This window comes from Acaryochloris marina MBIC11017 (genome assembly GCF_000018105.1).
In the GTDB taxonomy this organism is placed as follows: domain Bacteria; phylum Cyanobacteriota; class Cyanobacteriia; order Thermosynechococcales; family Thermosynechococcaceae; genus Acaryochloris; species Acaryochloris marina.
This window is the reverse complement of record NC_009925.1, coordinates 5,130,561-5,154,058: the sequence shown is the minus strand read 5'-3', so window position 1 is coordinate 5,154,058 and position 23,498 is coordinate 5,130,561. Positions and strand designations below refer to the sequence as shown.

The 23,498-nt window shown below is 47.8% G+C and carries 20 protein-coding genes and 1 tRNA gene; 9 read left to right on the top strand and 12 right to left on the bottom strand.

The features are described from left to right. Positions 1–23: 23 nt before the first annotated feature. The 6 genes from AM1_RS23090 to aat all read right to left on the bottom strand — a co-directional run bounded on the left by AM1_RS23090 (position 24) and on the right by aat (position 7,437). Positions 24–1,694, bottom strand: a complete 1,671-nt coding sequence (locus AM1_RS23090; RefSeq protein WP_012165331.1) for an L-lactate permease — start codon at positions 1,692–1,694, stop codon at positions 24–26. 150 nt (positions 1,695–1,844) lie between these two features. Further along, complete coding sequence (locus tag AM1_RS23085) at positions 1,845–2,282, bottom strand: DUF6918 family protein (protein ID WP_010477618.1); 438 nt, start codon at positions 2,280–2,282, stop codon at positions 1,845–1,847. Between the two features lie 316 nt (positions 2,283–2,598). After that, positions 2,599–3,327 carry a response regulator transcription factor RpaB gene (gene rpaB, locus AM1_RS23080; RefSeq protein ID WP_083776764.1) on the bottom strand — a complete coding sequence of 243 codons (729 nt, stop codon included), beginning with the start codon at positions 3,325–3,327 and terminating at the stop codon, positions 2,599–2,601. A gap of 389 nt (positions 3,328–3,716) precedes the next feature. Then, entirely contained in the window at positions 3,717–5,531 is a 1,815-nt protein-coding gene (locus AM1_RS23075; protein WP_012165328.1) for an S-layer homology domain-containing protein, read from the bottom strand. 129 nt (positions 5,532–5,660) lie between these two features. Beyond that, positions 5,661–6,716 (bottom strand): IS630-like element ISAcma14 family transposase, encoded by a 1,056-nt coding sequence (locus tag AM1_RS23070; protein WP_041658446.1) that lies wholly within the window; start codon positions 6,714–6,716, stop codon positions 5,661–5,663. Between the two features lie 139 nt (positions 6,717–6,855). Then, positions 6,856–7,437, bottom strand: coding sequence for a leucyl/phenylalanyl-tRNA--protein transferase (gene aat, locus AM1_RS23065; protein WP_041660204.1), 582 nt, complete (start codon positions 7,435–7,437; stop codon positions 6,856–6,858). 292 nt (positions 7,438–7,729) lie between these two features. On the opposite strand from aat, the gene AM1_RS23060 reads away from it, so the two are divergent. Next, positions 7,730–8,059 carry a hypothetical protein gene (locus tag AM1_RS23060; RefSeq protein WP_041660198.1) on the top strand — a complete coding sequence of 110 codons (330 nt, stop codon included), beginning with the start codon at positions 7,730–7,732 and terminating at the stop codon, positions 8,057–8,059. A gap of 28 nt (positions 8,060–8,087) precedes the next feature. On the opposite strand, the gene AM1_RS38810 is transcribed toward AM1_RS23060, so the two are convergent. Next, positions 8,088–8,234: a DUF2256 domain-containing protein gene (locus tag AM1_RS38810; protein ID WP_071819963.1), complete on the bottom strand. Its 147-nt coding sequence runs from the start codon at positions 8,232–8,234 to the stop codon at positions 8,088–8,090. A gap of 246 nt (positions 8,235–8,480) precedes the next feature. Then, positions 8,481–8,553 (bottom strand) — tRNA-Met (locus AM1_RS23055). A gap of 209 nt (positions 8,554–8,762) precedes the next feature. On the opposite strand from AM1_RS23055, the gene AM1_RS23050 reads away from it, so the two are divergent. The 4 genes from AM1_RS23050 (at position 8,763) to AM1_RS23035 (ending at position 13,839) form a co-directional block, all read left to right on the top strand. After that, on the top strand, positions 8,763–9,737 hold the full coding sequence (locus AM1_RS23050) for a cysteine synthase A (protein WP_012165325.1): 975 nt from the start codon (positions 8,763–8,765) through the stop codon (positions 9,735–9,737). A 40-nt stretch (positions 9,738–9,777) separates the two neighbouring features. Next, positions 9,778–10,782, top strand: a complete 1,005-nt coding sequence (locus AM1_RS23045; protein WP_012165324.1) for a lysylphosphatidylglycerol synthase domain-containing protein — start codon at positions 9,778–9,780, stop codon at positions 10,780–10,782. Between the two features lie 261 nt (positions 10,783–11,043). Continuing rightward, complete coding sequence (locus AM1_RS23040; RefSeq protein WP_012165323.1) at positions 11,044–13,311, top strand: bifunctional diguanylate cyclase/phosphodiesterase; 2,268 nt, start codon at positions 11,044–11,046, stop codon at positions 13,309–13,311. A gap of 138 nt (positions 13,312–13,449) precedes the next feature. Then, a complete protein-coding gene (locus AM1_RS23035; protein WP_012165322.1) occupies positions 13,450–13,839 on the top strand; it encodes an MAPEG family protein in 390 nt (129 codons plus the stop codon). 22 nt (positions 13,840–13,861) lie between these two features. Here the strand turns inward: AM1_RS23035 and AM1_RS23030 are convergent, their stop codons facing one another. Genes AM1_RS23030 through arsM form a run of 4 tightly spaced genes read right to left on the bottom strand, consistent with a single transcriptional unit; the run spans position 13,862 to position 17,320 of the window. Continuing rightward, positions 13,862–14,542 (bottom strand): TVP38/TMEM64 family protein, encoded by a 681-nt coding sequence (locus tag AM1_RS23030; protein WP_012165321.1) that lies wholly within the window; start codon positions 14,540–14,542, stop codon positions 13,862–13,864. Further along, positions 14,542–15,294: a TVP38/TMEM64 family protein gene (locus AM1_RS23025; protein WP_012165320.1), complete on the bottom strand. Its 753-nt coding sequence runs from the start codon at positions 15,292–15,294 to the stop codon at positions 14,542–14,544. Before AM1_RS23025 ends, AM1_RS23030 begins: the two co-directional genes overlap by 1 nt. A gap of 28 nt (positions 15,295–15,322) precedes the next feature. Beyond that, positions 15,323–16,318 carry an arsenosugar biosynthesis radical SAM (seleno)protein ArsS gene (gene arsS / locus AM1_RS23020; protein ID WP_012165319.1) on the bottom strand — a complete coding sequence of 332 codons (996 nt, stop codon included), beginning with the start codon at positions 16,316–16,318 and terminating at the stop codon, positions 15,323–15,325. A 33-nt stretch (positions 16,319–16,351) separates the two neighbouring features. Beyond that, positions 16,352–17,320: an arsenosugar biosynthesis arsenite methyltransferase ArsM gene (gene arsM / locus AM1_RS23015; RefSeq protein ID WP_012165318.1), complete on the bottom strand. Its 969-nt coding sequence runs from the start codon at positions 17,318–17,320 to the stop codon at positions 16,352–16,354. Between the two features lie 632 nt (positions 17,321–17,952). Between arsM and AM1_RS23010 the strand changes: the two genes are divergently transcribed. The 4 genes from AM1_RS23010 to AM1_RS22995 all read left to right on the top strand — a co-directional run bounded on the left by AM1_RS23010 (position 17,953) and on the right by AM1_RS22995 (position 23,413). Then, positions 17,953–19,119, top strand: a complete 1,167-nt coding sequence (locus AM1_RS23010) for a response regulator (protein ID WP_012165316.1) — start codon at positions 17,953–17,955, stop codon at positions 19,117–19,119. A 363-nt stretch (positions 19,120–19,482) separates the two neighbouring features. Continuing rightward, entirely contained in the window at positions 19,483–20,640 is a 1,158-nt protein-coding gene (locus AM1_RS39935; protein WP_012165315.1) for a response regulator, read from the top strand. Between the two features lie 33 nt (positions 20,641–20,673). Further along, on the top strand, positions 20,674–21,951 hold the full coding sequence (locus AM1_RS23000) for a chemotaxis protein CheW (RefSeq protein ID WP_012165314.1): 1,278 nt from the start codon (positions 20,674–20,676) through the stop codon (positions 21,949–21,951). Between the two features lie 103 nt (positions 21,952–22,054). Then, positions 22,055–23,413 carry a methyl-accepting chemotaxis protein gene (locus AM1_RS22995; RefSeq protein WP_012165313.1) on the top strand — a complete coding sequence of 453 codons (1,359 nt, stop codon included), beginning with the start codon at positions 22,055–22,057 and terminating at the stop codon, positions 23,411–23,413. The last annotated feature ends 85 nt before the right edge of the window (positions 23,414–23,498 follow it).

The following is a 23,498-nucleotide window of genomic DNA, read 5'->3' as shown; positions in this document are numbered from 1 at the left end:
AATGTCTTTACACCCCCACTTCGCTAGCTGCTACCTATAACGATTGGGGCCAGCAGGACAATTAATCCACCTAAAATACCTGCAAAAATCAAATAGTACAGTGTCGGCATCAAGACTTTTCGAATCAGCAGACCTTCACAGCCCGCCAGACCAACCGTCGCTTCCGCCGTGACAATATTGGACACACAGATCATATTGCCAGCAGAGGCTCCCACACATTGCAGCCCTAAGATCACTGCCGTCGGTACATCGATTTGGGAGGCAACCCCAAATTGAAAGAGCGCAAACATCATATTGCTTACAGTTACACTCCCCGCCACAAAGGACCCCACCATCCCCACCATCGGGGCAAAAAACGGCCAGGATTGCCCCGCGAGGGTTGCCATACCCTCCGCTAACGCCAGGGGCATACTCGCCAGACCGGCTGAATTGATACCTGTGTTGATAAATACCCTGGCCATCAGAACTGCCGACCCCAAGGCCAGCGCTGTCTTTTGCAAGATGGGCAGGGTTCGGATGACCGCTCGCTGCATCGATTGAATCGACATCCGATGCAGATAAAACGTAATCATGACCACCAGAAGAAAAACCGTTGGCGGCAGGTAGAGAGGCCGCGTCGCAGCACCGACCTCTGTCCCCAAGATATTCGTCCAAGTTAGCGATAAAGACTGCAGTCCCCTGCGAAGGGGCAAAAACTCCAGACGCGACAATAGTAAAAAACCCCCCAGTAACCCATAGGGCAACCATGCTTGCCGAGCAGTCAGACCGCTTTGGGGTGGGTTGCTGACCAAGGGGGCGGGATTGACCTCTGATTCGGACGGAAATTCCCAAAGGGTTTGAGGGGTAAACAGCCCCCTCTGAGCAGCAGGAATCACCAGCCCCAACCCCACTAACCCCCCAATCAAAGTAGGGAATTCCGGTCCCAGAAAGTAAGCGGTTAGGGTATAGGGAATCGTAAACGCAAGTCCGGCAAACAAGGCAAACTTCCATGCCCCTAGCCCATCCCTAAGGGATCGACGTGCCCCAAAACCAGCCGTGAGTACCATCACGAGAACCAGGGGCAGAAAAGTCCCCACGACACCATGCATCAGACCAGCCCATCGCCCAATCAGGGTCAGATACTCAGGTTGAGTTAATCCTAATTCAACCAGCTGTTCCTTGACTGCAGGCACACCGTCTAAGCCCGCTTCAATACCGATAATGATCGGCGTCCCCACTGCCCCAAAGGTCGAAGGCGTACTCTGAATAATTAACGCAGCCACCACGGCGGCCATGGCCGGAAAGCCAATGGCGACCAACAACGGCACGGTAATTACTGCAGGGGTACCAAACCCAGAAGCCCCTTCAATAAAACTGCCAAACAACCAGGCAATGATAATCACCTGCACCCTAGGATCGGGGGAGATACCTAATAAACTTTGGCGAATGGTTGAGATCGCACCGGATTCTTGTAGGGTATTGAGCAGCAAAATTGCGCCGAAAACGATATACAGAATCTCAGCCGCGGCCACCAAGCCCTGAAGACTAGAGGCGGCCACTTCTACCCCAGGAACCCGCCAAACGCCCAACGCAATACCAACCGTCACTAGGTAAGACAAAGGCATGGCTTGACTCGCAGGCCGCCGAGCCACCACCAACAGCAAGAATACTGTTGCAATGGGGATCAATGCGACCAACGAGTAGAGGAAGATCATTTAGGTTTATCCAACCCAGCATGGGTGGATGACATAAAGGGCTGAGCACCTAATCCAGCAGAGGGATACATCTACTCACCCTCTTCAATCAACAGGTATGAAGCAATTAATTAGGTATGGAGCAATTAATAGGTATGAAATGGAGCCGACCTAATTATGGGCATAATTACCAAGAATTTCAGCTAACCCAGGCACCGCTGCTTCCACATCGCCTTTCACGGACTTTCGGACTTTTTTATAGGTGGCAATCACGATCTTATTCTTCGCGACACTCAACTTATTATCCGTCACCCCTAATAAAACATCTGCGGTCTCCGCAGAGTTTTGGCTCAGATGCTCTACTGGGTTTCCGGCTTGTACCCCTGCGGTCCACATGGGATCTAAGGCGTCTAAAGCTTGAGGCACTAGGCTTTTGAGAGCCCGGGGAATGTATCCTGGACCAATTCCCTTTAGCGCTTTATAAGCGGTCTTCAAGGCTAGACCCGAAATTCCTGTTTTTGCTGCGACTTGCTGATCCATAAGTTGAGCACAATCTGCAGCAATACTAGCTTGAGTTTCTTCGTCTTTGACTTGATCTCTCAGCGCCATAATTGCAATTCCTTAACTCCGAAATTTTTGGTGAATTTTGCCTAGGATAACAAACCTTTGTTCGTTCTTAGAAGCCTTTGCCGATCAACTCAAGGGTTTCGAGCCCGTTCAAAATCAGCTCTCCTTGTTTCAAGCTAGTTTATCCAGTATAGCCAAGGCCCATTAAGGTCTTCAAGATAATTCCTAGGGGCAGAAATGCGCTGAAAAATTCATCCCCAAAACAGAGCTGTCCATTTTGAAAACTGTTTTTAGGTATTCAAAGAAAAGTCCATCACACCCTACTCGGTACGACAGAAAAACAGGATATCAAATCCTTCTAACACATCACTTGTTCAGGAGATTTTTTTCTCATTTTTTGAAAAAAATAGCCAATCCCCCAGTCCGTATGAATGTACTCGGGTTGTTTGGAGCTATCGCCAATCTTGGAACGAAGCCGGGAGACATTCACATCGACCACTCGCAAATCGGCATAGTGGTTAGCAGAGTATCCCCATACTTGCTGCAAAATATCGGAGCGGGAGACGGTCTGACCAGCCTTGGAGACTAATAGCTTGAGGACATCAAATTCGATGCCAGTCAGTTGAATTCTTTGGCCATGCAAGTAAACCTGTCGCTTATGGGTTTCAATCCGCAACGGCCCAATTTCCATAATGACCTGCTCTGCAGCGTGGCCCGCTCCTGCTTTGCCTTTACCAGGAACGGTTCGCCGTAAAATAGCCTGAATTCTGCTTTCTAACTCCTTAGGAGAAAAAGGCTTGGGTAAATAGTCATCTGCCCCTAATTCCAATCCCTTAATGCGATCGCTCACTTCTCCTAGAGCCGTCAGCATAATAATAGGAACACCCGTTGATTCTCGTAAGGTCTGACAAACCTGCAGCCCATTCATGCGGGGCATCATCACATCTAACACAATCAAATCAGGTTTTTCAGCTTCAAATTGCTCAAGTGCCTCTACCCCATCAGCAGCAACCACAATTTCATATCCAACCATCGATAGACGGGTCGCCAAAATCCGACGAATCGTTGCTTCGTCGTCAACAATCAAAATTTTATGTTGCCTACCCAAGGGACCTAAATCTCCAGACTATTTTAAAAACAAGTTGATAAGCGCAAAAACGAACGACACCCTTACAACATCCATAGGAGTTGCTTCAGTCCATGCTGACAAGGTGAACAAAGCGAGAAATTGGTTATAAATAATTATAATTTATAATATAAGTTAACATTCTGCAAGATTGAATACCCCGTAGACTATTGCCCAAAAACAGCCTGCAATCCTTTCTCCAAAATGGATACAGAGCCTATCTACATCGCAAATAATGCAGATAAACCCTGACAAAGCCAATCTTCAATTATGAAAATCTTGACAAGGTAACCGCCCAAGCCCCTACCGGGATTGCCTCTGATCGAGGCAACTTGGGCAGCCCATTATCTCTAGTTATTGAAGTTATTTAAGCTCAAGGGAGCACGAAACTCCATCTGTACAGAGGTGGGGTTAAATAAGATCACCTTTTTACCGGAACCGCTTCCACCAATCAGACTTCCTAGGCCTAATAAGCCACCTGACTGTTGCTCGCCAGTTGAGCTAACCCCGCGAAGAGATTGACTGGCTTCAGGAGAAGCAATCACATTCCCTTGAAAATCAGCTGGGCTTAAAGACTGCAAGGAAGAGGGAGAAATCCCTGCTGAAGCAGCAGTAATGGGATATGTTTGGGTGCCAATCACAATTTCATTAGCCACAAATTGGGCTCCTTCTTTGCCATTCACCGTCATCGGTACGATCTGGCCACGAATCAGACTCCCCTCTGGCACAAGAACTTCATTTTGACGGTTATAGATAGAACGTCCCGTTTTTAGCTCCACGGGAACCGTTTCACCGGGAACCATGACGTATCTGGCATTGTCTGTTTGGGCTGCCAGATCGACCTTTGTCCCAGAGTCCACCTGATATAGATTGGCAGAATTAGGATCCACAAAGGCTGTGGTTGAACCCGGTAAAAACTCAAAATCAGCATTGAGCTTTAATCCCATCAGATCGGGTTCAACAAGAATGACCTCATCACTGGTATCGGATTTGCCGATCACCTGTTTGCCTATGGTTTGCCCAGTCTGGATAATCCCAGGCACTAAGGAACCAAATCGCACATTCCCACTAATAGCAGAATCCAAAGCGGCTGAAGCGGCCAGAGTGGTGATACTTCCGGTTAAATCAGCAATACTTAGAGAACTCTTTTTGCGAGCAGCAATGGGAACAGAAGACGCATTAACGGTATAGGGCGTATTGCCAATCATTAATTTACTGGCCGTGAACTGAGTCCCTAAGGTCTTGTTTACTTCAAAGGGCTGGAAACGACCGACAATCTTACTGCCTTCAGGGATAACAACCTGTTGACGGGTATTCACCACATCTTCCGCAACGACAAACGTGGTTTCAACATTTTCGCCCACGGTCATCACGAGATTGGCACCGGGTTCTGCTCCTTCTAACTGAACGGGAAGCTCAGTCCCCACCGCTAAAGTTCCAGTACCAGCTTCTGAGGGTGTCGCCGGGAGAGAGCCGCCCTGAACAATATATTGTGAGGCAGGGAAATTACTGCCAATGGGAGCCAAGCGTCCCTGACTAACTAATGCTTGATAAATATAGGCAGCAATATCGGCCCGAGTGGCTTGTTGATTCGGATTTAAGGTAGCCGCATTTGGATAATTCACAGGAATATTACGTTGCGTTGCCGCAGCAACCCCCGGTTTAGCATAGTTGGGAATTTGAGCTGCATCGTAGAAGCGGAGCAAGGTGCTATCCACAGACCCCACAGGTTGAATCTTTAATCCACTGGCAATGGCCACCAACGCTTGTACCTTAGGGATCTCTTGATCTGGCTGGAAGGATCCGTTGGTATAGCCCGACAAGAACCCTGTGGTGTAAGCATAGTCAATGGCTGGAGAAGCCCAGTAAGCATAGCTTACATCCTTAAAAGGGCGTGAAAGGCGAGTAGCTGGAGACTTAAAAGCTTGGCGGACAATGGCAGCAAACTGAGCCCGAGTCACGGGTTGGTCAGGTCGGAAGGAGCCATCGGGAAAACCACTAATTATATTTTTTTGAGCAAGGGTATCAATGAAAGGTTGAGCCCAATTGCTACTGACGTCCGTAAATTGGGACTGAGCAAAGGCAGAGCGCATAGGAACAGGGGCAACGGCGATCACTGAAGTTAGACAAGCGACAGCCACTGCATGCTGAGGAGCACTAAACATGTTTCTAACACCTTTTTTAGGATTGGATTGAACAGGTTGAACTGTGTATTCCCCATGTCAATAAAATCCCATTCCCGTTTTGACGAAAGGTGATGCAGGGGGTTCCTGCAATATTGTGAAAACTATACTCTAGGCGGCTAAGATATTAACTTTCTTAAAAGACTGAAACTTGAGTGATAGTAAGGTGGTGAGTTTCGCCTTATGCTCTCCATTACACTGGTCGATGCACTGTTGAATGGCCCCTTTGAAGGCGGGAAAATCAGCATAATACTTTGAATAGAGACATTCCTTGCGTACAAAACGCCAGAGTCGCTCAATCAAATTCAAATGGGGTGAATAGGAGGGCAGATAGACCAGCTCAATATCGACGATCTCGGCAAAGTCCGTTACAAGCTGACATTTCTGGTATCGCGCATTGTCTAAAATCACGCTGATGGGTATGACTGGGTCAAGTAGCGCCAGCTTGGCCAGTAACAGGCACATACTGTGAGAATTGATATAGGTGTGGTTGGTAACGCTGACTAGGTCTTTGGTGATAGCGTCGAGCGCGCCCAGGACATTGAAACGTTGGCGACCAGAAGGAGAAGGGATGAAGATCCGAGTGATGCACCAGACAAACCCTAGATAAGCACGGTGAACAAAGTGAGCAGCATCCACAAAAAAGACAAGACGCTCTTGGCGTTGAGCTTCCTCTAATAAGGGTTCAAGGCGAGTGTGTCGAAACTGCTCTTGCTCCTCAATTTTCTCGGGCAGACTCGACTTTCCCGGCACATACCCCACTTTTCGATAACGACAACCGATGCGTTTGAGGAAGGCTTTGATTTGGGTGGGACTGCGTTTGATGCCTGTTAATTGCTCAATGACCGCTTGAGCTTCTGCACTGGTGCGGGGAGGATGTTGCTCAAAGTAAGCTCTCACACTATCGCTATGAGCGTTGAGTAGACTCGGTTGACCTTTATATTCAAGGGTCTTCAGCCCTTCAATCCCTCCTTGTTGATACTGACGAAGAGTTTTGGCTAAAGTGGGGCGACTAATCTGACAAAGCTGGCAGATCTGGGTATGGGAAAGACCTTGACTCTTCAAGTAGAGCACTTCCATCCGTCGCTGCACCCGTGGGTGAGGGTGATGATAGCGTTCGTAATTGAGTTGTTGGATTTCCTCTGCGGTGAAATCAATTTTAATCATGGGAGTGGAGGATAGGTGCGGGGATACTCCCAGTGTGCCAAATCTCTCTACCACAATGTTAAGTCACAAGTCGTCCGCAGTATACACCTAAGTTTGGGTGTTATTCAGGACAAAACCCCACATTTAAGATTGCTGTCTTCTAGGAACCAGTCTTAAAAGCCCGCCGCAGCTGAATCGCGGCTTGAAGCTGCTGCTGATACTCTTGCTCAGAAATAGTGTAAGCCCCAAATCGCTCCAAATGGGGATTGATAATCTGAACATCGAACAAGGTAAATTGTTGCGATCTCAAATGATCGACCAACATCACCATTGCAGCTTTAGACCCTTCAGAGATGTGGAAAAACATCGATTCACCAATAAATACCCCACCAATCACTAATCCGAGGATGCCGCCTGCCAGCTGATCATCTTGCCAAGTTTCAAAGCTAAATGCCCACCCGGCCTTATACAAAAGCAAATAGATCATCTTCAGTTCATCAGAAATCCAGGTCGAGTCACGATTGGCACAGCCTTCAACCACCCCAAAAAAATCGCGATTGATGGCTGAGGTAAATCGGTTTTGGTTCAGACTCCGACGGAGGGATTTTGGGTAGCGAAACCGTTCATCCAAAGGCATAATCGTTCGGGTCTGACTGGAATACCATCCCAACCCATCACCGTTATCCATCAGAAAATAGCCTTGACGGTACCCCGCAATGATCTCGGCAGGATCAATCTGCATCATTTTTGGCATCGAATCAAACTAAAATCACCTGCAACGGACGTTCTATAGTCAATATTTTAAGGAAATTGCCGAAGAGCATCGACGGATTCAGGATTTTTTGCAGACTTTTAATATGAACACCAGCAAGGAAAGACGAACTTATACAACTAAAACGCAGAATCAGACAAGAACAAAAAACTGACCCTGCAATACTCAGAACATCACAAAAGTCCCCATCACGATCAGAACGCACCAGTAGCCTGTCTCAGGCTCCATCTCGTCTTCATCCATCTCTACAGGACTGATTAGCATGATGCCTCAACACCAACTTTTAGCCACCACAGGTTATTACATTCGTCAGTTGATCAAACAACATGGTCAGGAACTCCAATCCGCCGTTGCACAAGGTGCTCAGCTGATAGCTAATACCACCGCCGATATCAATCGAGTTATTGCCAGTCTCTACCCAAATGAGTCAGAGACCACTCGGATGATGAGTGAACTAGAACTGCTGGTCAAAGTCCACCAGCATCTCCGCAGCCAAAACAGCCTCTACGCCAGCACCTTTGAACAGCTCCAAGACATTGAATCCAGGATCTTTAGCATTCTAGGACTTAGCCGAGTATGTTACGCCTCCTAACTTTCTCAATACATGAAAAAACCTTACGTTAAGACGATGATTTACGATTTCTGCGACATTTCTTAGAACAGTAAATAACATCGTCCCAACAATTGCGCCATTTCTTGCGCCAGGTAAATGGCAATCCACAAACTGGGCAAATCTTAGTGGGTAAGTCACGTTTTCGAGAGGCCATGTTGAATTCATTACGAAATTAAACAGGAGTTCAATCCCTTACAGGTTGCGGACAGATCACGTCCCTCACTTAATCTTGAGCAGTAGATCACATCCCAATCGGCGAAAAATGCAGAGTAGGTGTCTTTGTGTTGCCTAGCCAAAGGGTAAGGAGAGACTGTCTCAACCTCACAAACCGACAATTTAAGCTAACTTATATCGAAGGCCATCTTCTTTGTGAGCCTTCAGATACTCCAAATTTGATAAATGGCTCAGGCGAGATTTGAACTTGCGACCTTGGGCTTATGAGTCCCCTGCTCTAACCACTGAGCTACTGAGCCAATTGGTCGGTTAGTGAAAGTAGCTGATGCGTTAGCTTTCATCAAGCGCCGACGGTTTATTAGCGTAACATACACAGCAGACCCTTTGCACCATCGGTTTGGGGAATTTCTCAATTTTGGGAAACACTGGGACAGCGGAGCCATAACCCTTGGTCACAGCCGGACATGTCGTGGGAAGATAGGCAAATATGTAAATCTTTTCCGCGACCATGGACATTAAACACGGCTTTGTCGGCGCAGTTGGCAACACTCCCCTCATTCGCCTCAATAGTTTCAGTGAGCAAACCGGCTGCGAAATTTTGGGCAAAGCTGAGTTCTTAAATCCGGGGGGGTCCGTTAAGGATCGGGCTGCTCTGTTTATGATCAATGACGCTGAAAAAAGAGGGGTGCTTAAACCCGGCGGCACAGTAGTAGAAGGGACGGCAGGTAATACGGGGATTGGCCTGGCCCATATCTGCAATGCTAAGGGCTACAAATGTTTAATCGTGATTCCCGAAACCCAATCCCAAGAGAAGATGGATGCGTTACGGCTATTGGGGGCTGAAGTTCGAGCGGTGCCAGCGGTGCCCTATCGTGATCCCAACAACTATGTCAAACTGTCGGGCCGCATCGCTGACGAACTAGACAATGCTGTGTGGGCCAACCAATTCGACAATTTGGCCAATCGTCTCGCCCATTATGAAGGCACCGGCCCCGAAATCTGGCAGCAGACCGATGGCAAGATCGATGCCTGGGTCACCTCCACGGGGACCGGCGGCACCTATGCCGGAGTAGCTCTCTATCTCAAAGAGCAAAACCCCAATCTCAAAACGATTTTGGCGGACCCCATGGGGAGCGGTCTCTATAGCTATGTCAAAACCGGAGAAATTAAGCCGGAAGGCAATTCGGTTACCGAGGGCATTGGCAATAGCCGGGTCACCGCTAATTTGGAAGGGGCTCCCATCGATGATGCCATTCAAGTGGATGACCCCGAAGCGCTACGGATCATTTACCAGCTATTGCGAGAAGATGGCCTGTTTTTAGGGGGATCGGTCGGCATCAATGTGGGCGCAGCGGTCGCCCTCGCCAAAGAGATGGGGCCTGGGCATACCATTGTCACGGTGCTTTGTGATAGCGGCACTCGCTATCAGTCTAAGTTGTTTAATCCAGACTGGCTGAAAGCCAAAGGACTCAGTCCTGATTAATAAAGACTAGCGGTCTATACCCAAGTTAGAGCATATTTTTATGGAGCAGCGATGGAGCTGGGTGAAGCAGCTATGGGCAAGCTATAAGTCCGTTTTTTTCGCTGGCTTGCTGATGGCGGTTTTGGCCTTTTTAGGGAAAGCCCTATTCGAGCATTGGCAGGCGATTGCAGCCATTCAGATTACTCTGTCGGCTTGGGCTAGCGTTGCGATCGCAACCGGTATCACCCTATTTGCCTTTACCTGGACTGGGTGGGTTTGGGGCTGGATTTTAGAGGATTTAGGACATCCCGTCAGCAATATTTGGGCAACCCAGATTTACCTAACCACTAATATTGCCAAATACTTACCCAGCAATCTCCTCCACCTTTATGGTCGAACCCTTGCTGCCCAAAACGTAGGAATTCCTCTCACCGCTGCCTCCCTTAGTGTCATTCTCGACACTCTTCTAATGATTTCAGCAGGGTTGATTCTGGGGTTATTAAGCGTACCGCAGGGGGGGCTATGGACGGCAGGCTTGGGACTACTAGCTGCCTTAGTTATTGTCCATCCTAAAATTTTGCGGTTTCTGATTCGACGGCTGTCTCAACTCGGAGCCGTTATTTCTAAATCCAAATCGAAAAGAAGACCTAAACCCTTCCTGCTCAAGCACTATCCCTGGCGTCCTTTACTGGGTGAAATTAGCATTATTGTCCTGAGGGGTCTGGGATTTGCTCTCACCGTCCAAGCCCTTACGCCTGTAGAGATTGAAGCGATTCCGCGTTTGATTAGCATTTTCAGTATTGGTTGGCTGCTGGGATTTGTCACTCCTGGGATTCCAGGGGGAGTCGGCGTGTTTGAACTCACCGTTTGTCAGCTGATGATTCGCCCCGGCGTCCTGACCGAGGCCTCCACCCTTTCCTACGGGGTAGCGTTGGGCAGTGTCGCTTTGTATCGATTGATGAACACCCTTGCCGAAGCCTTGGGGGCAGGTCTAGCGTGGTTAGACACAAAGCAATCTCAAACTGCAACAACCCCTATCCTCCGATCAAAGATTGACAAGCCATAGCACTACAAGGCTTTGAAGAATTACAGCTCTCATGAAAAGAGCCCGTCAATAGGACCAATTACTAGTCCTAGAAATCGAGCTTAATAATACGAAATATTCTGTTTAAACATGTCCGTATATTTGCGGAGGACAACCGCCTAAATCACCTCGTACCCTTTGAGGGAAGCAGGTTTATTCAGCCAGTATTCAGAAATATACGTGAATTTACGCCATTTCAATTGGTGAAAGTCATGTTTTACCTGTGCTTGGAGTAATTTTGGTGTGACGTTCCCTCCGCTGTCCGAAATCGTGAAAAGCGACCAACAGTCCAAATTAGATCATCTGTCTGCTGCTTGCCCTGCGGTTATGTATAGCAGCTGTCCAGGTGCCTATGAATTAACGGCTGTTTCTAAGAGCGTTACCTCCCTGTTTGGCTATACAGATCAGGATTTGCTAGCAGAGCCAACCCGCTGGCTCTCCCTGATCCATCCTGACGATCGGTCTCTGGCCTTAGAAACCCTTAGCCAAGGCACATTAGATGTTTGGCAGGAGTGTGAGTACCGTTTTTTTCATAAACAGTTAGGGTATCGCTGGGTTCAGAATATTTTTCAGCTCGTGTCGAAACCCAACGGACCCGGACTAGAACTGATCGGTTGTTGGCTGGATCGCACGGAACACCTCCAGCATCGACTAGCTCAGCAACAGCGGGATAACCTACTGACCGCCGTGGCAGAAGCCAGTCAATATCTGCTCACGGGTTCCCATTTCAATACAGCTGTCACCAAGGCCCTGGCAGTAGTCGGCAATGCCGCCCAGATCGATCGCCTCTATGTTTGTGAACTCCATACATCGACCGCTGGCGTGCTTACCCCCCAGCTGCGCTATGCCTGGGTAAAAAAGACCGAGTCAGCGTCCAGTTTACATTTGCCTTGGACCGTTCCCTCCGATGTGATTGGTCAACGACGGTGGTACCAGTCCTTGGTTCGTCGTCTACCGTTTTCCCAGCTAACCCGAGATTTTCATGAGATTGAGCGATCGCATCTAAAACGAGCTGACATTTGCTCGGTGTTTCTACTCCCCATCATTATCGAGGACCAGCTCTGGGGATTTATGAGCTTTGAAAATCGTCATATTGAGCGCCAATGGTCTACGCCCGATATTTCCCTATTGCAAACCTTGGTGGCAAGTCTTAGTGGAGCCTTAAAGCATCACCAAAAAGAGACAGAACTGCTCCATCATGCCTTCCACGATCCCCTAACGGATCTACCCAATCGCGCCCTATTTATTAATCGGCTCGAACAATCCCTCAAACAGCTGCAGCGCTATCCCGATTATCTGTTTGCAGTACTGTTCTTGGATTTAGATCGGTTCAAAATCATTAACGACAGCATGGGACATGGAGTGGGCGATCAGTTGCTGATGGGCATTGCTGAACGGCTGCTCTCTTCTTTGCGTCCCGGTGATACGGCCTCTCGCTTAGGTGGAGATGAATTTGTTATTTTGCTCAATGGCCTCCAAAACCAAGAAGATGCGACCTCCACAGCAGAGCGCCTGCGACAACAATTGACCCTACCCTTTAATTTAGGGGTACATGAAATTTTCATTGATGTCAGCATTGGCATTACCCTCAGCAACTTTGGCTACCACGATGCTGAACAGGTGCTTCAGGATGCGGATGTGGCCATGTACCAGGCTAAGTCCGCCGGCAAGGGCTGCCATAAGGTCTTTAATACGGGCATGCAGTCCCAGACAATGGCGCGATCTCAGTTGGAAACGGAAATGCGGCGAGCCATTGAACGCCAAGCCTTTGAAATTTACTACCAGCCTATTGTTTGTCTAAAAACTGGAGCCATTGACGCCTTCGAGGCGTTGATCCGCTGGTACGACAGCAACCATCAACCCATCGCCGCCTCGGATCTGATTGGCATTGCTGAGGAGTCCGGCATGATCCAGGACTTAGGATTATCGGTCTTGCAGCAGGCCTGCAATCAACTCCGTCAATGGCAGCGTCTTCCAGATTATGAGACCCTGCGCATTAGCGTTAATTTATCGGCTAAACAGCTGTTTCATAGCGATTTGGTCACTAAGGTGGCGGATATCATAGCTGCCTCTCGCATCGACCCCACCCATCTGAAACTAGAGCTAACGGAAAGCACGATTATTCGCAATGATCAGACGACGATAAGTTTACTGAAACAATTGCGGGAGCTGGGGCTAGAACTCTATCTGGATGATTTTGGAGCGGGCTATTCTTCTCTCAGCTACCTGTATAGCCTACCGATTAATGCCCTAAAAATCGATCAAACCTTTGTCCAACGAATCGATATGGGAGCAGAGGGGCAAGCCATTATCCGTTCGATTCTCTTATTAGCCAATAATTTGGATCTACAGGTAGTAGCAGAAGGGGTTGAAAATAAAATCCAGCTTAATTACCTCAATTCTCTCAACTGTACCCACGGCCAAGGCTTTTTGTTTGCCCCACCCCTAACGGCGAGGGGCGCGACATCCTTGTTGCGATCGCAAGATCGATTCGAGTACCAATCTGCTTAAAATCCATTTCAGTCTTGCCCCTGAGTCTAAATATATGGCATAGGGCAATTTTCAGGACTTTTACCTTGCTGTAGCACACAAATATTCCATTGCTCAGTACCATTAGGGCTATTGGTATTTTGCTTAGATTAACCGGCTATGACAACAGTATTATTTTGTGCCCTGGCACTAGCCATGTGGTCTCTTCCCCTCAATTACATCCCCACCCTGGCGCGGTTTGCAGAAGGGGGAATGGAATGGGCCACCAGCAACCGGGACACTATGCCAGAGATTCCCCCCTGGGCTCAACGGGCAGAGCGGGCTCAGCGCAACCATTATGAAAATTTACCGATGTTGGTGGTGACCCTGCTCGTCGTTCAGTTGTCGGGAACTGCCAACCCACTGATTAATCTGACCGCAATCGTTATGGTGGCCTGCAGGGTCTTTCATGCCTTTGCCTACATTATTGGCGTACCAGTTTTGCGGTCGTTGGGATTTGTCGGGTCTATCTTGTCTCTATTTGTGATTCTGTGGCAGCTTCTGGTTTAGGGGCCGCGAACCTAAAAAGGGCTTAAGTCAGCGATCGCTTCTTACGCAGTAACAAAGGCATTGCCGACAGCACCGCTAGGCAGGTACAGGCAATCACCAAGGGCCAAGGGCCTTTACCATGCATGGCATCATTCCCGGCAACCCCGATCCAGGTATAGGCAATCACCCCAGGAATAATTCCAATCAGCGTTCCTAAACTGTAGGGAAACCAATGAATGGTGGTCATGCCAAACAGGAAATTCACTAAATTAAAGGGAGAAATAGGCGCAAAGCGAACAATCAGGACAAAGCTGAATGGATGCTGGAGCACGGCTTGGTTAAACGTACAGAGCAGCTTGCGATCTCGCACACGTCTCTGGGCCCAATCTAACAATAGGTAACGGGCCATCCAGAAGGCTCCCATGGCTCCCAAGGTGGCTCCTGCTAGGGATAAAAAGCTCCCCCACAGCAGGCCAAACAAGACACCTCCCACGATGGTCAAAATGACTCCAGGGACCCCCAACACCGTGGCGACAATATGCAGCAGGATAAAGATGATCGCCCCCCATAAACCATGGGATTGAACAAACTCCACCAAATGCATCTGGTCAAACAGCAAGGGAACATACCGGATGGCGAAGGGAAGCAACAACACCCCTACCAATCCTGCTAGTAATCGTCTGCGACCTTTCACTTGCCGATGGCGTAGTCCTTCTTGCAGCATTAACTTAGCTCTTGCTCAACCGCAGTACCAGTTTCAGGGACTGCTTCTGCCAAGGCTTTGCGGGCCACTTTCGTCACATAGACGGTCACAAGAACCGTGGCCACAAAACCGATAATGCGGATGGCCCAGGTAATGGTGGGGTTAGAAGGTTGATCGCCTGTGCCGAGGGTAGCAATATTCCCCGCGAGAGATCCCAGATAGACGTACATAATGGTGCCGGGAATCATGCCCACGGAGCCGAAGAAGTAATCTCTAAGAGAGACACCCGTAACGCCCATGCCATAGTTGAGGAGGTTAAAGGGGAAGATGGGGGACAATCGGGTTAACAGAACAATCTTAAATCCTTCTTTGCCCACAGCCCGATCAATGGCTGCGAATTTATCGTTGCCTTCAATTTTTTTAGAGATCCAACCCCGAGCCGCATATCGGCCCACGAGGAATGCGAGAGTCGCACCGATGGTAGCGCCAATAAAGACCAAAAAAGAGCCTTGAACCACCCCGAAAACAACACCAGCTCCTAAGGTCAAAACGGAGCCGGGTAAAAAGGCCACAGTGGCAACAATATAGATACCGATAAATGCGATCGCACCTACAGTACCTAAACTCTCGATCCACAATAAAGCATCCTTCAAGAGCTGTTGGGGGTTAAACCCACCCCCATCTGCGGCCCAAGCGGGTGAAGCCGTAATCACCAAAAAGGCAAAGGCGGCCAATAATATCGGTTGAATTTTTTTCCAGCGACGAAGATTCATAGATTTACCTTTAAAAATGTGTGTGATGTCATAACAAAGAACCGCCGCAGCTCGAACCACTCCCAGCGGTGCAGCCATAGCAATAGGGCGCTGTTTTCACGTCCTCAATTACATCGAGACTGCCAGCATCCAATAGCTTCTTCACCGTTAATCGTTCCCCCTTAGGGGTCGTGGCAGGGATCTCTTCCATTTGGTTAAAATCGCAGTCATAGATATTGCCCAGATAGTCCACGGATAGCTCATTGCGGCACATTAAATGCTCAACGGTCGAGTCATTAAAGTGACCTTCCAAAAACTGCAGATAGGGCTGATGAAGCTGACGGTGTTCCAGATGAAACTTGGTGCGGCCGATGGGGAGATTGGTAATCGCAAACAGATGGTTAAACGTAATCCCAAACTGCTCCCCTAAATGTTGTTTATAGGCCAGTTCTAAGGGCTGCTGATCTGGCGCTAGGGCAAAGTCCAGGGTAGTCGGCACCTGAGGGTTATACACTAGGTTCAGCGTTAAGTTCGAATCGGAGCCATAGCCCAACTGATTCAACCGCTGCAGCGCTTTGATTGAGTTGTCAAAAACGCCATCACCCCGCATTTTGTCTACATTTTGCTCCAGATAACAGGGCAAGGAAGCCACCACTCGTAGTTGATGCTGAGCAAAATAGTCCGGTAAATCTTCAAAACCCGGCTCAAAGTAAATGGTTAAATTTGAACGGACAATGACTTCTTTGTTGTGGGAGCGAGCCGCCTCTACTAGGGGACGAAAGCCGTAATTCATCTCCGGGGCACCCCCCGTTAAGTCTACGGTTTCAATCTGAGGGAATCGATGAATCAATTCAACCAACTGCTCACAGATCTCTGGGGATAGCTCTTCTGTCCGCTTAGGGCTAGCCTCGACATGGCAGTGGCTACAGGCTAAGTTGCACCGTCGCCCTAAATTAATTTGCAGCACTGAAATTGTCTGCTTCGTCAGGGGGGCAACCAGCTTTTGGGCAAACGGGGTGAGGGTTGAGTTAGTTGATACAGTCATAACAGCTCGATCCACAACAACAAACGGCGTCGTTTAGCAACATCCTCCACCGTCGTAGTACCAAGTTGAGTCGGTGATCATAATTGCTTGGGGATGGGCTTTGGCGAGTTTGGCTGCCGTCTTGTCACACACGGCGAGGGGAATGCCTAAACTCAAAATGTGACCAGCCTTGTCATCAAAATACTCTTCAGGTCCGGTATAAACCGCCATCTTGCCCGTAAACACACAAGCCCCATCATCGGCAATATCTACCTTAAAGGAAACGGAGTCTAAGCTCTCTAATAGCAAATGCTGATCTAGCTTGTAGTTTTCCTGATCGAGCAGGCGATAGGGGCGACGGGCACGAATTTCGACTTGTCCAAAGCCAGCATGGATAATGCGCTGAACATATTGTTCGTAGGTTAAGGCACCAGACAAACACATGGCTCTTAACCGATCATCCTGCTGGAGATGCTCTGGAATGGGGCGAGTGGAAATGGGGTCACTCATGACCAAGCGACCACCAGGCTTGAGGACGCGATAGGTTTCGTGTAGGGCTCGAGACAGATCTTCTGGCTCAAAAATATTGAAGAGGCAGTTTTGAGCGACAACATCCACGGAGTTATCAGGGACGGGTAGGGCAAAGGCGTCGCCTTCTTTAATCGTGACAAAGCTGGTATCGAACCACTCATTTTCTTTGGCGGCAATTTCCAGGTTGCGGGCAGCCGCTTTGCGCATTTCATCCACTGGATCTACTGCAACCACAGCGCCGGGGCGACGGGAGAAGTAGGAAAATTGCAGGGCTTCCAAGCCACCGCCCACGCCAACATACAGCACCGTAGGGTTACCCGATAATTCTGTCGGATGAACGGTTGTACCACATCCATAGTTCATTTCCTGCATTTGCGGAGGCACCACCAGGCCCGGCAGTTGCAAAGGAGTACTTTGGACACAACATAAGCCCACTTCTGGGGTTTCAGCGACTTGACTGTAAAACTTTGCTGCGGATTCTAAATACGTCATATTGGTCAACGATGGATTTGTAATGAATGGTCATTCATGGGCACTATGCCATGTTTGTTTATTTTTTGCAGCTTCAAGACATCAATCGAGAGGATTTGAGTATGGGTCGAAAGCGCGTATTGCTCATTAAACAAAGGGACTGAGGGGCTAGCCCCCTTAACTTACAGACTCATTAAAACGAAGCGGTATGAGTTTTCCCTGAGAGTTTCCCAATCTATAGATAAAATTCTGAGCCTTCTGCAAGAGACTGCCGAGTTTAATAAGCCATGAATAAAAACCGTATTATTTTATACAAAATTCAATAATTTAGTTACATCCGATACAAAATCAATGATGATTTTAAGGATTTTTCTTTCAATCAGAACTTAACTTTTTTAGTGTCTGAATTTATTTTCTTGAGCATTATTTTCTTCCCAAATCCTCCTGCAACAATCCGCCTTTCAAATGGGCAAACTAATTTAAAAGTGCACAGTGCCACTAACAACAGCGAATTTAAAAATATCCGTCTATTCTAGATTCAACTCTTTTTAAGGGTGGGCTTTATCTAGATTTTTAACTAGTAAGCTGAGTATTCAAAAGTCGCCCTTTACAGACTTCTAAAGTTGGCACTTTTCTCTTGGGGGAGGAATGAAATGCTTAAGTTCGAGGCAGGAAAATTACAGAAAACGCTAGGCCAACTACACCAGGAAGAGTTCTCAGGTGTCGTCTATATCAATGCAGCCCTTGGCCAACAGGACAAAGTCAGATCACGGGTTATTGCCTTTCATAAAGGGGCAATTACCTACGCAGGTAAAACCTTACCTACGCCTCTTGAGTTTTCCCAACTGGTTGGCGAAAAGCTGAAGCTTAAAGTCATGAAGGCGGCCATGCTGTTAGCAGAAAAAAGGGCCAAAGATTCCACTTCAATTCTGGCTTACTTAGCCATTTACTTTCGCCTCGATCTGTTTGGCTGGGACGCCTTGGAAAAGGTGATGCGATCGCAAGTGGTATTTCATCTCGATCAACTCTGGTCCTATGCCGGTACCCTGAGAACGGAAGAGACCGTTGAGTTTGATCTGGCCTATGGTGAGGATGGCCACGGTTTTGATTGGCAGCAGCTCTGTTTGTCCTTAACCCAGCGCCAACAAGCATGGGCCTCTCTGACTCCTGCAATCCCGTCTATGGACGCGATCCCTCAGCCCATTGTGCAAGGGAATTATGAAGCGGTAGAGGATGAGTATGCTAGACAGCATCTGACAATATGGATTGATGGCAACCGATCCTTACTGGATATTGCCGAGGGGTTACAGCGTGATCCACTGGAATTGGGCCATCTTTATTTACATTGGCAAAAGATGAATTGGGTAATCTTCGCTGGTGATCAGCTCCCATATTTAGGCGGAAACCCCATTACAACTGCTCAACAGAGCTTACCCTTAATTTTGAGCGTGGATGATAGCGTCGTTGTCCAAACCATGCTTAAACGAACGTTATGTGAATACTATCGGTTCTTGACCGCTAGTAACGCTGTTGAAGCTCTCAATCTTCTAAATCGCTATCCCATAGAGTTGATGCTATTGGATGTGACAATGCCCGATATCGATGGCATCGAGTTCTGTAAAACGGTTCGAGGCATTTCTAAGTTCAGAGATTTGCCGGTGATTATGCTGACGGCCAAGGACGGATTGATTGATAAGGTTAAGGGCCAGATGGCTGGATCAACCCACTATCTAACCAAACCTGTCAGAAAAGAAAAGTTACTCAATGTAATAGAAAAGAACCTGCCGTCCAGTAAAGTGATGAGTTGGAGACTTCATTAACCGCTGGTTATGATCCCCCACCCAGCCCTAAAGCCTGACCATAAGGAGATTTCAGCCAATTGAAACACTCATAACAAGAAATTAATTTTTCCTTAAGGAAAAATTAAAAGAATCCCCTAACTGTTGGGCATGCTAAGGAGATAGATCCCTTTTTGCGCCAAAGGATGTCAAGCATGACATTAGACAGCAACCCAGGTATATGATTGCGATTATCAACGGTTAAGTATAAGTTGATGTCGCTCAACAAGAAGGCTCTATAGGACTCTATATACCTGAGCTTTTTTATCGCGGCACTAGAATACTGGGATTGTTTTTTTCTCCTGTATAAAAAGAAAAAATGATGCTTCATCTGGATGGTCAATAATGCTTCAGTTCCAAGCTGGACAATTACAGCAATCTTTAGAAGAACTCCGACAAGACGCTTTTAGTGGAGCCGCCTATATTGATGTTTCTATCAATACCCAAAATATAGTCCGCTCACAAGTCGCTTTCTTCAAAGAAGGAGCGATTACTTATATCGGTAATGACTTGCCTAATCCCATAGACTTCTCACAAGAAATTGGGAAACTGTTGAATCTGAAAATTATCAATGCTGCCATCAAAATGGCAGAGAAAAAGGTAAAGGATCCAACCTCCATTCATTCTTATTTATCTATTTATACTCGCATCAATCTCTTTACCTGGGAGCAGATCGAGAAATTGATATTTAACCAAACGGTCTTGAGGTTAGACCAGCTTTTACCTTATGAAGGCCGACTGGTAACCAATGCTCAAGCAGAGTTTGATCTTTGTTATGGAGAAGATCGGCATGGACTAGATTGGCAACAACTGCAAGCAACATTAGTGAAGCGTCAACAGGCCTGGACTGACCTTGAACCGGATATTCCGTCCATTGATGCCATTCCCCATCCCATCCAAATCAACAAAAATCATGCAGTTGATGATGCTCATGCACAGAAACATTTACAGACATGGATAGACGGTCAGAGATCTTTGTTGCAAATTGCATCTGAAATGAAGCAAGACCCGTTGGCATTGGGACAGCTTTATCTCCGTTGGCACAAGCTAGGGTGGATAACCTTCACGGGAGCTCAGCCTAAAATTACGGCTCAACCATCGACAACAGAACAAAAAGGCTTGCCAGTAATATTAAGTGTGGACGACAGCCTCGTTGTCCAAACCATGATTAAACGGGCCATCGGAGATCACTATAAAGTCTTGACCGCCAATAGTGCGATAGATGCCCTACAGGTGCTGAACAACAATTCAAATTCAGTGGAGCTGTTGCTGTTAGACGTCACGATGCCTGATGTTGATGGTTTTGAACTCTGTCGCACGGTGAGATCTATCCCACAGTTCCAAAACCTACCTGTAATTATGCTGACGGCCAAAGACGGCCTTTTAAATAAGGTAAAGGGACAAATGGCGGGATCAACCCACTATTTAACCAAACCCGTTGAAAAAGAGACATTACTCAACGCCATCGAAAAGTACATTCCTTCCCCCCAAATGAGTCGCTAATGGGTTCAATATTTTTCCAAAGGACATATGGTTATGGACAATCAAGCTTATCTGATCTTTCAGCTGCAAGAATTGTGGTATGGAATTGATGCTGAGCTCGTACAAGAAGTTTTTCCTTTACCGGAACTAACGCCTCTGGCAGAAGCTCCCCCAGATATTATTGGCATGCTAAATCTACGGGGAAAAATTGTCCCCGTTATGCATTTAGCTTGTCGATTGGGCCAATCTCAGCCCAATTGTAAGCTCAAGGATGCCGTCATCATTATGGACTGGCAAGGCATTCAAGTCGGGATCGTCGTTAATCAGGTCCAAGATGTACTGACGTTTGGCGCAGCTGCAATTGATACATCTGTTGAATACGGAAGGTCTCAAGCTTCCCCTTACATCAAAGGCGTCACCCGGGAACTAGAGGTCCCTATTGTGTTTCTCAACCCAGAAACCCTGATCCGCCAGCCGGATCAGGTCGCTAGCCTGGCCTGGGAATCTGAACTGGACAGGACAGAGCCCGACTTTCCAGAAATTCCACTCAACCTAGAATCAGAACCATCATCAGAGACCCTAGAAGAGGTTGAAGATCCGGATGAGATCGCAGCCCTGCATCAACAGTGGGAAGCGTTACTGAATGATTCTGAATCAGGCTCTGATTCAGAACAAATGTTAACGGCTGATCTAGAAGCGGCTGAGTCTGACTCAGATCAGCCATTAGAGGCTGCTCTGGAAGAGGCATTTGAGCCTGAACCCACTGCCATTCAACCTCCTAAGCTGGGTACTTTTTTTGAGCGTTACTGCCCCGATGCGTCTGAGGCCGATCAAGACATTTTTCGGCAACGGGCGGCCAGTTTAAGAGAGGCACCCACCGACACCGATCCTGCTGATTTGCGGTCTTTAGCCGTTGTGGGACTAGGCAATCAGTATTTTGGTTTGGACTTAAGTTGGGTTCGAGAATTTATCAATATTCGGTCCGTGACCCCCATTCCCTGTTGTCCCCAACATATTGTGGGCAATATCAATTTAAGAGGGGAAGTGATGACCTTAGTGAATATCCAAAAAGCTTTAAATCTGTCCGACGACTCCAGGGAGTCACCTCAAAAAGCAGTCGTCTTTGAGGTGGACGATGTGGTGGCAGGTCTCACCGTTGATGAGGTGATCGATGTGACTGCTTTATCATCAGCCCAGATTGCTCCGATTCCAGCCGCTGTCTCCGCTACTTACCGTGAGTTTTTGCAGGGCATGATTCTCTACGACAATCAATACCTCAATCTTCTGGATCTACCCAAAATGATTAGCCAAGGAGTCTTGAGTGTGGCTTAGCTGATCTGAACCTAGGGCCAGGGATGGCCGATCAATCTTTTTATGACCGCTATTTGCGGACTTCGTATCAAACCTTTACTAGTCAAAGGACACCAGCAATTCAATGAAAATTACAAACCAACTCCGATGGACCGTTGCAGGCTTGACGGTTTTTGCCCTAGGCACCACTGCTTACACCGTTAGCAACATCGGTCGCAACACAAACGACGGTACGGTTGTGAACAATGCAGGTATTGTTCGGGGGGCCACCCAGCGCTTGGTCAAATTGGAAACGAATGGCAAACCGGATAATCAACTTCGCCAGAAAATTGATGGTCTCATCAACGGCTTGATTAACGGAGATGCTGAACTGGGTTTGCCCAAGGCCACAGATGCCGCGTTCCTAGACAAAATTCAGGCTGTAGAAGCTGAATGGCAAGTATTGGGACAGATGATTGAGCAATATCGGTCAAATCCTAGTATGAAAGCTCAGGTCATTAATGAGAGCGAAAAATTTTTTGAGTTAACCAACGAAGCTGTGTCTGCCGCTGAAAATGCAGCCACCAATAACGTTCAAGGGCTAAGCAATACCCAGTACGTTGTGTTGGCCTTGAACTTGATCGTTCTAGGATTTATTTTCTGGACCATTCAACAAGCTTCAAAAGTATTGACCAATTCCGTCGGATCTGTGGCCACCAGCTCTTACGCCATTGCGGAAACCGTTGGCAAACAAGAGCAAATCATCAACGAACAAACCCAATCCGTTAAAGATACAACGGTCACCATTGAAGGGCTAGGGATGTCTTCCATGCAAGCGGCCCAGCAAGCTGATTTATCAGCCAAAGGGGCCCAGGAAGCCCTAGAACTCTCTAAGAATGGAGCCCAATCCGTGGCTGAGACGGTGGAAGGGATTGGCGAACTCCGAACCAAAGTAGGAGAAATTGCTGAACAAATTATGCAGTTGAGTGAACAAACGGGACAGATTTCGACGGTGTCTCAGCTGGTGGCTGGCATTGCGGACCAAACGAACATGCTGGCCCTAAACGCAGCGGTGGAAGCAGCCCGAGCTGGTGAAGAAGGAAAAGGTTTCGCGGTGGTTGCCGGTGAAATTCGAAAGCTGGCGGACCAAAGCCGCAGTTCGGCTGACAAGATTAATACTTTGGTTGCGGATATTCAAGCTTCGATTAATAGCACTGTGATGGTAACCGATGAAGGGACCAAAACGGCAACGAAGGGGATTGAACTAGCGGAATCCACCAATGACGTGATTGTCAAAATGGCCCAGTCCATTCAGGAGGTGTTTGAAAGTAGTCAAACGATTGCTCAGAGTTCTAAACAGCAGGCGGTCGTGGTTCAGCAAGCGGTTTCCGCGATTAACACCATTAACCTGGGTGCCCAAGAAACCGCCTCTGCCGTGAGTGAGGTGAATACCACTACAGAACAGCTGACTGACGTTGCTCAACAATTGGCTGTTACGGTTTAAGACCGCCTTATTTTTAGGAAAGAAACCCTTGATTGTCTGGGATCTTTCGACTCCAAAGCGAAAGCTCTTTCCTGCTTTTCCCCAC